Source organism: Brasilonema octagenarum UFV-OR1 (genome assembly GCF_963888615.1).
Classification (GTDB): domain Bacteria; phylum Cyanobacteriota; class Cyanobacteriia; order Cyanobacteriales; family Nostocaceae; genus Brasilonema; species Brasilonema sennae.
Genome location: NZ_CAWPKW010000102.1, coordinates 1 through 11,712 on the forward strand (window position 1 = coordinate 1; position 11,712 = coordinate 11,712).

Sequence of the window (11,712 nt, forward strand, 5' to 3'; positions counted from 1 at the left end):
ACTAAAGTAGACTCAAAAGCTTATGCAGTCGTCTTTAGACGACTTTTACTATGAGACTGGGGTTTAAACCCTAGGCGGTTGTTGGCACAAGTCCAAGATCTCAGCAAACCATATTGCTCTCCCACGAGTCTCAAAAACTCGTCCACTTAACTGCCATTTTCCAATAATCCCCTAGTCGCATTAACAACAACCTGCGCTGCCCCCGCAAAAAACTCGCGGTCGATAGTTGCCGGAACATCGCTGGGTTGATGATAATGAGGAGTCCGTAAATTTGCGGTATCAGTAACCAAAACTGCCCCTACTCCTTGATACCAAAATGGAGCATGATCGCTGCGTAGAGTATCAGGTGTCAGCAAGCCTTTGAGAGGTATTGGGAGTGTGAGCACAGATGGTAAAGTTGATCCCCTGGTAGTTCCCTTATTAAAGGAGATTGCAGGAAGCATCTGTGAATTTTGAAAAGCATTCAGCAGTGGTAAATGTTCTGTATCGCCTACCACCGCCAAAAAATCACCCTTATCACTGGGTGGAGTCACGGGTATTCCCGTTGGGTATTTTTGACAGCCAGAAGTGTGACAAGCAAAACCCACCATATCCATAATAATCACGCCTTGCAAGTTTTCCAGATGTTTCTTATTTGTCACAAAAGCTTTACTTCCTAAAAGTCCTGCTTCTTCCTTGTCAAAAAAAACGAGTTGCAACGTTCTGGGGGTGGGAAGCGAACCAAAAAGTCGAGCAATTTCCAGAGTCACAGCAACACCAGTTGCGTTGTCATCAGCACCAGGAGAGAAATAAACAGTATCGTAATGAGCGCCTACCAAAATTGCTTTTGCATTTTTGTCAGTTCCTGGTTTTTCCGCGAAGATGTTGACACCATCAGGGAATTTTTCTAACTTGGGTTTCCAGCCCATTCTTTTGAGTTCAGCTGTGATGTAGGCGCGAGTGCGCGATCGCTCTGGTGGTGTATTTCGTGTAAAATTTAACCTGAGAATATGGGCAAACAACTTATCACTAGAAACTTGTAAAGAATCAGAAATGGGGGGATGCAAAGACGCAGAAGAATCGTCTGTCTGTGTATCTTTTTGTGTTGGTGTTTGTGTATCTTTATTTGTAGTGACAGGATTGTTAACTCTAATACTATAAACAACTGACTCCCGATCCTGTTTAAGAAACACGTTAGTAACTACTATGACAACGACTGTCACTAGTAGCACAAGCAACAGCCAAAACCGTTTTTTCATATATCTCATAAAAAAGGTTAGGGGGAGAGTACTCAAATTCAAAGTTCAAAATTCAAAATTGAAGACCCCTTGGATGAATCCAAAGGCTTGTATCCTTTTCTTTTTTGGTCGCTCTTGAGATAGGATAGCGCAAACACTAAGTTTGACATCGTGTCTTTTGACAGAAGAACTCACTTCATGTAAAGTTCCTCATGAAACTTTTCAATTTTCTTATTTTTTAGTCGTATTTTTTAGTTGTCATTTTTTTAATTTTTAATAACTAATGATAAATTTCTTACTCATCCTAGCTCTGGGATTCCTAGGAAGTTTTGGACATTGCGTTGGCATGTGTGGTCCCTTGGCAGTTGCGTTTTCCCTGTCTCATAAGCAGGAAACTCCTCATTGGCGACAGCAATTGCAATTTCACGTTCTCCTAAATTTGGGACGGATGCTGAGCTATGTTCTTGTTGGTGCGGGGATTGGGGCGCTTGGTTCGGTGTTGCTTGCCAGTGGACAAATGGCAGGGATTGGTAGCCAAGTACGCCATTGGATAGCGATTATTACTGGGATTTTGCTGATTTGGTTTGGTATTGGACAAATAAAACCAGACTTTCTGCCTCGAATTCCATTGCTGCACCCTCTTGTACAAGGTCGTTTACAAAACCACCTCAGTCAAGGAATGGTTAAGCTTTCTCTCCAAACCAAATGGTGGACACCAGCGCTTTTGGGTATGACTTGGGGTTTAATGCCTTGTGGTTTTCTGTATACTGCTCAAATTAAAGCTGCAGAAACTGGCAATTTGTGGATGGGTGCAGCAACAATGCTGGCATTTGGGATCGGAACTTTGCCTACAATGTTAGGTGTGGGTGTGTCTACATCGTTGGTTAGTAAAGACAGGCGCAGTCAATTGTTTCGCTTGGGTGGTTGGGTGACTCTCACAATTGGTGTGCTAACTCTGTTGCGGACTGGCGACACAATGGTAGATTACACCGGACATGGAGCGTTAGTTTGTTTAGTTCTAGCGCTTGTTGCTCGTCCCATCAGCAACTTGTGGGCAGCACCTTTGCGTTATCGTCGTGCGTTGGGAGTCGGTGCTTTTGTGTTGTCTTTGGCTCACACTGTCCACATGATGGAACATTCACTGCAATGGAATTTTGCAGCCTTTTTGTTCTTGCTACCAGATTATCAGGTGGGCATGGCTTTGGGTGCTGTAGCACTGGCGCTGATGACTCCCCCTGCCCTGACCAGTTTTGACCGTTTGCAGAAGTCTTTAGGCAAGCGCTGGCGAGCAATTCATTTGTTAAGCGTGCCAGCTTTAGTATTAAGCACGATTCATGCTGTGATAATTGGCTCCCACTATTTTGGTTCTTCTCAAGTTACCTGGGAGAATAAATTAGCGGCAGTGCTTCTGGGAATTGTCACCTTGATTGTGTTGCTGGTGCGTTGGCGCTTTTTCTGGTCAATGTTGTCTTTACAGAAATTTTATGTTCCCTCAAAAAAGTCCTAGGAAAAGATGTGATCCCTCCAATCCCCGACAGGGATTGAGCGCAGCAAAGAGGAGTCTAAAAAAACAAGTATTATTACTCTTTGTATTTGTTCTATTTTTAACTATAGGTTCCCCAGCCATTGCCCACAAGGTCAAGACTGAAGGAAATGTTGGCGCGACCTTACACGTAGAACCAAATGATAACCCCCGCGCCGGAGAGCCAGCAAAAACCTGGTTTGCTCTGACTCGCAAAGGTGGAAAAGTTATCCCTTTAGCCGAGTGTAATTGTCAATTAGCTGTTTACGCTGAACCTCACTCACCTAGTGAACCACCACTCATTGAACCGTCCTTACAAGCTGTTTCGGTAGAACGGTTTCAAGGCATACCTGGTACGGAAATAACTTTTCCGAGAGCTGGAGCGTATCAGCTACAACTGAGTGGTAAACCTAAAGATGGAAAGAGTTTCCAGGCATTTGAGCTAAAGTTTCCAGTTACCGTGGCAGTTGGTTCAGCAACAAATAATAATGTACAAGAATCACAAACTGTGCAGAATGTCAATCAAAGTGTCACCGAAGAGCGAACTCAGGGAGTGCCATTTTGGGCGATCGCCCTTTCACTTCTTTTAGCAGTTGGTGTCTTCTTCGGGGTACTACGCATGGTGAAAAAAAGGGAGGGCTGATGAGGAGGATGAGGGGGATCAGGTCTATTTTACCCATTTACCCCCTTTTTAAGGGGGTCGCCGCAGGCGTTCTGATCTTATCCCTCCTCATCCTCCTAATCTTCCGCACTCTACTGATGACGTCTCTGGTGCCACTGCCAAGCGTGAGTGATAATATCTTCAATAGAAGAGTATTGTGGATGCCAGCCTAGGATTTTTCGGGCTTTCTCGCTAGTGCCAATGAGTGCGGGTGGATCACCGGGACGGCGATCGCACTGCACGACTTTGATATCTTTTTGTGTCACTTGCTTTGCAGCTTCAATAACTTCTTTAACTGAGAAGCCGCTACCATTTCCTAAATTAAAAACTTCGCTATCGCCGCCTTTCAATAAATATTCCAATCCCAAAACGTGGGCGTCTGCTAAGTCGCTGACATGAATATAATCTCGAATGCACGTTCCATCTGGCGTGGGATAATCAGTGCCGAAAACCGAGATAGACTCGCGCTTACCCAAGGCAGTTTGCAAGACAAGGGGGATCAAATGGGTTTCTGGGTTATGGTCTTCTCCTTGTAAGCCATTGGGAGCGGCACCAGCGGCGTTAAAATAGCGGAACCGCACCGACTTAAAATCATAAGCAACATCAAAATCAGAGAGAATCCGTTCTACCATCAGCTTGGTAGCACCATAAGGGTTAATTGGATTCTGGGGATGGTCTTCCGGGATTGGTATAACTTCAGGTACCCCGTATGTTGCACAAGTAGAAGAAAATACAAATTTCTTAACAGACGCTGCGAGCATGGCTTCTAACAGAGTTAGGGTGCCGAGAACGTTGTTACGGTAATACTTTGCAGGATCGGTTACGGATTCTCCTACATAGGCATAAGCCGAAAAGTGCATCACGGCGGCGATCGCTCGTGTATTGAACAAATCATCCAACAGGGGGCGATCGCCAGTATCTCCCACTACAAGTTCTACCTGTAAAACTTTTTCAACCAAATCCCGGTGTCCGTAAACGAGATTATCGAGTATTATCACGTCAAAACCTGCTTGCTTAAGAGCAAGCACTGTATGGGAGCCGATATATCCAGCACCCCCGGTCACCAAAATAGTAGGTTTTCCAGGCGACATAGTTTTTCCTTTTGACTTGATTGATTTGATTACTAAAATTAATTTAATTTACAGGAGGTAGGTTACTAATCTGGAAAATTACTGATAGTAGACGCAGTTGTAAAAAATTGCTCTAAAATCACTACGATGGTTCTCGTGGTGTGAGGGGAGCCACCCCCGTGCGGAGGTTCCCCTCCGTTGAGGGGAGTGGCGTTGTGAGGTATTTGAAGTCAGATAACAGTACGATTACAATTTGACGGTACAATAACCCCACTGCCCAAAACCTATAAAACCGACCGCAAAAAAGGATTTGAGAGTTAATCAATTTATGTTTGTACTGTTAAGTCGGGTATTACTGTGGTTACTTGTTGGCACTATCATATACAGCTTGTTCCAGAGATTTTATCCCTCAGGGACTTTTGTCGGGAGACTAATTTTAGTCATTCTGTTGCTTGTTCTACTGCTGTCGTTCATTAACCCTAATGAACCGGCTGTTGCTTCATTGTGGGGGGTAGTGTCGTTTCCACTTAAACCTCTGGGAGCATCTATCTTGCTGATGATTTTTGCAGCACAGAGGATGAAAAGCGGAGGCACACTGGACAAACCAGGAGGATACTTACTCGGCTGGGCGCTGACAATTTTGTTGTTAGCAAGTACCCCAGCTGTCGCTTACTTCCTAGTTCGCTCACCAGTCGCAATGCTGGGGCAACCATACTTAGCCAATCAGGAAATTATCCAAAATGTGCGGCTAGCTTCGTCTATGGTACCAGGAACACCAACATCTGAGACACTTGTCGCATTAGGACAAGATACTACCGTAACCAGCGATGGTATTACCTATGCCTCAAGAATGTCTGACATCAGAACAACACCATATCTGTTGCAAACTCCACAAGCTATTAGAACAAGGGGGTTGAGGTTAGAAGATTTTGTACCCAATGCGGAAACACTGCAATTAACAACGCGAGTCTGGGAAAGTTATCTGAATCAGATATACACTTTCCTACGTGCTCGTTAGGTGTAGATTGAGAACATGAGTACTCATAAGGTCAGTCTCTTGGCTGACCTTATTCTTTTGGGCTAGACAAAGTTTACGCTCATTGGCGCAAAAAAATGCAACGTTAATGACCAAAGACGCAGGGAGTAGGGGGCAGGGAGCAGGGAGCAGGGAGAAAACTGATCCACGTGAATTAGATTCTCCTTTTCTCCCTGCCCTCAAGCGTAGCGTGCTCGTCGTCGGGTGCTTCTGCTCCCCTACAAAGCGCTTGTGCACGCCACATGCGACAGATTGCACCGAAGCCCCTAGTTTGGTGTTCTTCTTACTAAAGATGAATGTGCCAGAAACTACTGGGACTTTAAAGTAAAATGAAGATGTTGCGTAATTCCTTGAATGGCAAATTCACGACGACTATCTAAGCTTCTTGCATACCTACGCCCTCATTGGCGGGACGCAACATTTGGCATTATTGCCTTGTTGATTGTGAATGGTTTGGGTGTTTATATCCCTCTGTTGATTCGCTCTGCTGTTGACCGACTCTCAGTAGAATTCAGCTTTAATAAAATCAAATATCTTGTTATACAAATTGTATTATTCGCTTCAGCCATGTGGTTCATCCGGATCGCCTCTCGGATTTGGCTGTTTGGCGTCGGGCGTCAGGTGGAATTTGACCTGAAACAACGAATTTTTGAACACTTATTAAAAATGGAACCGTCGTATTTTGCCATCAATAGCGCAGGCGATTTGATTAGTCGGGCGACAAGCGATGTGGACAATATCCGGCGGCTGTTGGGTTTTGCAGTCCTGAGTTTGGTAAATACTTTATTTGCCTACGTTTTCACCTTACCAGTGATGCTGGGTCTGAGTGTAGATCTGACATTAGCCTCACTAGCAGTCTATCCTTTCATGTTTTTCTTAGTATATTTGTTTAGTGATCGCTTACGCACACAACAGTCGGCTGTACAGGAGAGGATCTCTGACATGAGTGCACTGATTCAAGAGGATATCAGTGGCATGGCCTTAATAAAAATTTACTCTCAGGAAGAAAACGAGCGTCGTGCCTTTGCCAATCGAAATCGGGATCTGCTGGAGGCTAATCTCAAATTGGCAAAAAGTCGAAACACGCTGTTTCCACTGATTGGTGGACTAGCTACGGTGAGTTCTTTCATCATTATCTGGTTAGGCTCCACAAGGATTGCCAATGGAAGCCTGCCTCCTGGTGATTTTATCGCACTACTTTTGTACGTAGAGCGTCTTGTCTTCCCGACGGCTTTGTTAGGATTCACTATCACCGCTTACCAACGAGGTGAGGTGAGTATTGACCGCATTGAGACAATTTTGACTGTCACACCCAAAATAAAAGATACACAAGATACGATTGAGTTACCACTATACCAAGTCAAAGGAAAACTCACAGCAAGAAACCTGAGTTACACTTACCCTGGTTCCACGACTTCCGCACTCTGTGACGTTAATTTCACGATAGCTCCTAGTGAGACTGTAGCAATTGTAGGCGCTATTGGTTCGGGGAAATCAACTTTGGCAAATGCTGTGCCAAGATTGTTGGATATTGAGCCGGGACAGTTGTTTTTGGATGGAGTGGACATTACCAAAATTGCCTTGGCTGATTTAAGAAGTGCGATCGCCTATGTCCCTCAAGATAGCTTTCTGTTCAGTACAACAATTAAAAATAATATTCGCTACGGCGATCCTGTGAGCGAACAAGAACAAGTCGAAAACACAGCCAAGATGGCGCAAATTCACCCAGAAATCATTAATTTTCCGCAACAATATGAAACTATAGTTGGGGAACGTGGCATTACTCTTTCTGGTGGTCAACGCCAACGTACTGCTTTGGCTAGGGCAATGCTAGTTAATGCCCCAGTGTTAATTTTAGATGATGCTCTTTCCAGTGTGGATAATCAAACTGCGACAGCCATCTTGAAAAATCTTTCTGGTGGTACGCAACGAAAAACAGTCATTTTCATCACTCATCAGCTTTCTGCCGCTGCTAGTGCTGACCGCATTTTCGTCATGGACAAGGGGAAAATTGTTCAAAAGGGTACGCACGCAGAACTTTTGGAGCAGCCTGGAATGTATAAAACTTTATGGAGTCAGCATCAGATAGAAGAATTATTGCATTAGACTTGTTGCGCTTAACGCTTAACAGGAAAATCGTGTTTTTTTCATATATTGCGGAAGTGATACGCCAAGAGCGCGTCTCTTGCTTTGCGCAATCGCAGCGAGTTAGGCGCTGAGATCTTGCACCTGATTGAAAAACCGGGTTTCTTGAGAATACCTACTCGTATAAACCTTAATTTTGCGTTCACAAACCTGGTTTTTTAGGTTTTGTTGAGAATTACCCAAGATGTCAGCGCCTAAGGGGCGCGATTACACGCCCGCAACGAATGAAACAAACACGATTTCCCTGTTAAGCGTTAAGCGTGTTTCTTGAAAGTAAAAGAATCTCGCCAGATGTTTCACGAAGTGAAACACCGCATATTTTATATTTTTGCAATAAGTTTCATAAAATCGACTCTTTAGGAGGATGTAGTTTATCTGAGTTTTGTAAAACTTAGTGAACGCACTTGCTGGGTAGCAAATTTTAAGACATATATATGAAATATCTACATTTTTAACGACTTTTCATCTTACATAAGATATGTTTATTTTGCTTTAACTAAAATTTATAAAAAATCATGATCCCAAGAATCTTGATGAAGATTCAGTGAATCTACGGTTAAACTTCGTTTGGTTCTGGTGAGCTAGGTTTATATTCTAATTACGCTAAATAACAATATTTTTTTCGCTAAATATAATTGGCATCAGAATGTATCAGATATCCTGCACAAAAGCTGTTGATGGTGCAACGGTCGATACTTGGAAATCCCCGCAACTAACAGTTCTCCCGTCAGTTAATTCTAAGTTAAAACGATTTTTAGATATTGTGGGGAGCTTAGTAGGACTACTAATTTTATCGATTTTGTTTGTACCAATAGCAATAGCAATTAGAATCGATAGTCCTGGTTCAATTTTCTTCACACAAGAACGTTACGGACTATACGGAGGCTCATTCCGTATCCGGAAATTCCGCTCTATGGTTTCAAATGCTGAGAAGTTAAAATCTTTGGTGCATAATGAAGCTGATGGATTAATTTTTAAAAATAAAAGTGACTTCCGAGTCACAAGAATAGGTCGCTTTTTAAGAAGTACAAGTCTAGATGAGCTCCCACAGTTTTGGAACGTTTTAGTAGGCGAAATGAGTTTAGTAGGGACACGTCCACCAACGAAGGATGAAGTGTCTCAGTATAATCAACGTCACTGGCAACGACTAAATGTTAAACCAGGTTTGACAGGCGAATGGCAAGTTAACGGTCGTTCTCAAATAAAAGATTTTGAGCAAATTGTGGACTTAGATTTGCAGTATCAAAAGAAATGGTATCCAATGTACGACTTATTACTGATTGTGAAGACATTTTTCATGATCGTTGGTCGAGTGGGAGCTTTTTAAGGAAGTTATTAAACCCTCAATTTGGTTATAGCTATTTTGCCTGAAAAACACACATCAACATCACTACCAGGAGTGCGATCGCGCTTACCATATTCACCCTCGTAATAAAAATCATTGCCCTCAATCCGGTAGTTGATCGGTAATGGTTTGGTACAGGGTTGGCAAAACACAACTTCTGGATCTGGTTCTCCTGGAAGCAGATGAGGTAAATTTACGTTCCAAAAAGTTCCCGGTTCTAGGGGACGATTGAGTAAGTCAGCTAAAACAGAACTCGTCCAACGTGCTACCACATCCCAATCAACCTTCAGCTTCTTTTTAAGATAGCGAGAAATTGCAATACCAGGAATGCCATGCATAGCTGCTTCCCTGACAGCGGCGACAGTCCCGGAAATGTAGGCATCCACGCCCATATTGCCTCCAGCATTGATTCCGGATAATACAAATTGGACATTTTTGCAAATATGTGTTACGGCAATTCTGGTGCAATCAGCCGGAGTTCCTGCAATAGCATACTCGTTTTCAGAGCGACGATGGACATGAATTGGTTGAGTCGTGGTGACTTGATGTCCACAACCAGAAAGATGATCTCTGGGAGCGGCTATTATAACTTCTTTACCATTTACAGCTTTCAGGAGCGCTTGAATACCAGGAGCGTCGATCCCGTCATCGTTGGTGAGAATCAAAGTCATAGATTGTCTACTTAGGACTTGTACAAATATAAGCAACAAAACCGATTTTGAAGCAAATTTGCTTTGAAAGCAATTGCTCAACCGGCAACAGTGTGCGTTCTTCTCAAAACAAATTTCTATACATAAGGTAAGTTGCTAGTGACTGTAGAAAATATATTTTAAGTACAATATTTTATTAAGTTCTTAAATATACTTAAAATTGGGAAGATTTATACTGAAGTGTTGTTTGATAACTAGACCTCTCCAAAAATAGCTATGAAACCTTGACGGCGCTTGCACTAAAAATAGATTTTTGGAGAGGTCTACTAGCAACTTTGTTTACATACACAGAGGTAGCTGTAGATAAGTGGAAAATTAGATGTATATTATGTCAGTCGTGAAAAAACTGCAAAATTCTCCAAATTATTACTTATACTATCATTTGTAAAAAAACGTATCTTGTCTAAGTATTGAATGACTTGATATACACTCAAAAGAGATGAAATAAAGATTTAAAAAAAATCGCGATTCTTGTTTAGATCTTTATACTTAATTCTCAAAGATTTTCTTACTGTTGTAAATACGTCTTTTGTCAATCAACAGCTGAGTAGATTGACCATTAGATTGTTTAAGAAATATTAATTAAATTGAGAAATTCAGAAATTGGTTCTTGCTCATGGAAGTATTAAAATCTGGGAAATCTACCGAACAGAGATTGCGTCTTCATTTTTTAGACGGTTTACGTGGATTGGCATCTCTGTATGTGGTTCTTGTCCACATACAAAGATATATGGGAGAACAAGTACCTGTATTTTTGCAAATTATAGGCAGAAGTGTTAAATATGGAAATTTTGCTGTAGCGATTTTCATTGTGCTTTCGGGCTTTGTTTTGATGCTGCCAGTAGCCCGTTCGCAAAAGGGTTATCTTCCTGGAGGTTTTTGGGATTATATCCAACGGCGAGCGCGTAGAATCTTACCTCCTTACTATGCTGCTCTCTTTTTTAGTTTGCTAACAGCAGTCATCATATTAGGATTTATTCACTTTTTTAATTTCAAGTGGCATGAATCTCCGGAATATGGAGAATTTCATGCTTTCTTTTCCCCTCTTGACGTAATTACACACTTGCTACTCATTCACAATTTCACTCTTGACACACTGGGTTCTATTAATTCACCTATGTGGACTGTTGCAACTGAGTGGCAAATATACTTTTTATTCCCACTATTATTGTTACCTATATGGCGGCGTTTCGGCTTATTTTCCGCTGTGATCAGTGCTTTTTTAATTAGCGTAGCACCATTGTATCTTTTGAATGGATTTTTGGAAGCAGCTCATCCTTGGTTTCTCGGCTTATTTGCTTTGGGTATGGCAGCAGCAGATATTATCTTTTCTGAAAAACCAAAGTTAATTGCGATCAGAAACTCGTTGCCTTGGAACGTGCTTGCGATTGTATTCATTGTTCTTGCCCTGATAGCGGGAGCGCAACAACTGGGAGTTGTTGCCATGATAACCGGATCGCAACAACTGGGATTTAATGCTTGGATTAGTGATAGTTTTTGTGGTTTGGCAACAGCTTGTCTACTAGTTTACTGTAGCAACTCAGTTATAAAAGGCAAAAATACACCTCTCGTTCTGCGGTTATTTGAGAGTCGTTGGGCAATTGCACTCTCAACATTTTCTTACAGTTTATATCTCACTCACGGAGTCGTAGTAACAGTGGTGGGTAATTTCCTTCTTAATCTTCACATGCCGCCAACTGAATTTATCACAATATTTTATCTGGTGGCTTTACCACTGTCTTTACTCATTGGTTACTTATTTTACTTAGTTTTTGAGAGACCATTTATGTCTAATTTTTTGAAAAAGCGCAAGGTAAAAGATGCAGTCAATTAATTCCACTAAAGAGTCAAAGAAGAAGCGGAGGGGAAGCGAACAGGGAGCAAGGGAGAAAGTATCTTAGTAATAATTAATCTCTCAAAAAACACAGGGGTGTAGGGGTGTAAGGGTGTAGGGGTGTAAGGGAGCCACTGCCGTGCGCGGGTTCCCCGCGTTGAGGCATGTGGCG

At 42.3% G+C, this 11,712-nt stretch carries 9 protein-coding genes; 6 read left to right on the forward strand and 3 right to left on the reverse strand.

All coding sequences use genetic code 11. The annotated features are described in order from the left end of the window. Positions 1-146: 146 nt before the first annotated feature. Positions 147-1,238: a M20/M25/M40 family metallo-hydrolase gene (locus tag AC5590_RS07975; protein ID WP_169268440.1), complete on the reverse strand. Its 1,092-nt coding sequence runs from the start codon at positions 1,236-1,238 to the stop codon at positions 147-149. Between the two features lie 262 nt (positions 1,239-1,500). Between AC5590_RS07975 and AC5590_RS07980 the strand changes: the two genes are divergently transcribed. After that, a complete protein-coding gene (locus AC5590_RS07980; protein ID WP_169268441.1) occupies positions 1,501-2,724 on the forward strand; it encodes an urease accessory protein UreH domain-containing protein in 1,224 nt (407 codons plus the stop codon). After that, positions 2,702-3,382 carry a hypothetical protein gene (locus AC5590_RS07985; protein ID WP_318563919.1) on the forward strand — a complete coding sequence of 227 codons (681 nt, stop codon included), beginning with the start codon at positions 2,702-2,704 and terminating at the stop codon, positions 3,380-3,382. Before AC5590_RS07980 ends, AC5590_RS07985 begins: the two co-directional genes overlap by 23 nt. Positions 3,383-3,492: 110 nt before the next feature. Here AC5590_RS07985 and galE read toward each other — a convergent pair whose 3' ends face one another. Beyond that, a complete protein-coding gene (gene galE / locus AC5590_RS07990; protein WP_169268442.1) occupies positions 3,493-4,491 on the reverse strand; it encodes a UDP-glucose 4-epimerase GalE in 999 nt (332 codons plus the stop codon). Between the two features lie 307 nt (positions 4,492-4,798). Here galE and fraI point away from each other — a divergent pair, with 307 nt between their 5' ends. The 3 genes from fraI (at position 4,799) to AC5590_RS08005 (ending at position 8,978) form a co-directional block, all read left to right on the forward strand. Further along, a complete protein-coding gene (gene fraI, locus AC5590_RS07995) occupies positions 4,799-5,488 on the forward strand; it encodes a septal nanopore formation protein FraI (protein WP_169268443.1) in 690 nt (229 codons plus the stop codon). A gap of 372 nt (positions 5,489-5,860) precedes the next feature. After that, positions 5,861-7,612 carry an ABC transporter ATP-binding protein gene (locus tag AC5590_RS08000; protein WP_169268444.1) on the forward strand — a complete coding sequence of 584 codons (1,752 nt, stop codon included), beginning with the start codon at positions 5,861-5,863 and terminating at the stop codon, positions 7,610-7,612. Between the two features lie 685 nt (positions 7,613-8,297). After that, positions 8,298-8,978: a sugar transferase gene (locus AC5590_RS08005; RefSeq protein ID WP_169268445.1), complete on the forward strand. Its 681-nt coding sequence runs from the start codon at positions 8,298-8,300 to the stop codon at positions 8,976-8,978. A gap of 8 nt (positions 8,979-8,986) precedes the next feature. On the opposite strand, the gene surE is transcribed toward AC5590_RS08005, so the two are convergent. Further along, a complete protein-coding gene (gene surE / locus AC5590_RS08010; protein ID WP_169268446.1) occupies positions 8,987-9,667 on the reverse strand; it encodes a 5'/3'-nucleotidase SurE in 681 nt (226 codons plus the stop codon). Between the two features lie 655 nt (positions 9,668-10,322). Here surE and AC5590_RS08015 point away from each other — a divergent pair. Beyond that, entirely contained in the window at positions 10,323-11,540 is a 1,218-nt protein-coding gene (locus tag AC5590_RS08015) for an acyltransferase family protein (protein WP_169268447.1), read from the forward strand. Positions 11,541-11,712: the final 172 nt, after the last annotated feature.

Excerpts from the sequence above, each read along its gene's own strand:
- AC5590_RS08015 (WP_169268447.1), top strand. The coding sequence starts at position 10,323 with ATGGAAGTATTAAAATCTGGGAAATCTACCGAACAGAGATTGCGTCTT.
- surE (WP_169268446.1), bottom strand. The coding sequence starts at position 9,667 with ATGACTTTGATTCTCACCAACGATGACGGGATCGACGCTCCTGGTATT.
- fraI (WP_169268443.1), top strand. The coding sequence starts at position 4,799 with ATGTTTGTACTGTTAAGTCGGGTATTACTGTGGTTACTTGTTGGCACT.
- AC5590_RS07985 (WP_318563919.1), top strand. The coding sequence starts at position 2,702 with ATGTTCCCTCAAAAAAGTCCTAGGAAAAGATGTGATCCCTCCAATCCC.
- galE (WP_169268442.1), bottom strand. The coding sequence starts at position 4,491 with ATGTCGCCTGGAAAACCTACTATTTTGGTGACCGGGGGTGCTGGATAT.
- AC5590_RS08005 (WP_169268445.1), top strand. The coding sequence starts at position 8,298 with ATGTATCAGATATCCTGCACAAAAGCTGTTGATGGTGCAACGGTCGAT.
- AC5590_RS07980 (WP_169268441.1), top strand. The coding sequence starts at position 1,501 with ATGATAAATTTCTTACTCATCCTAGCTCTGGGATTCCTAGGAAGTTTT.
- AC5590_RS08000 (WP_169268444.1), top strand. The coding sequence starts at position 5,861 with ATGGCAAATTCACGACGACTATCTAAGCTTCTTGCATACCTACGCCCT.
- AC5590_RS07975 (WP_169268440.1), bottom strand. The coding sequence starts at position 1,238 with ATGAAAAAACGGTTTTGGCTGTTGCTTGTGCTACTAGTGACAGTCGTT.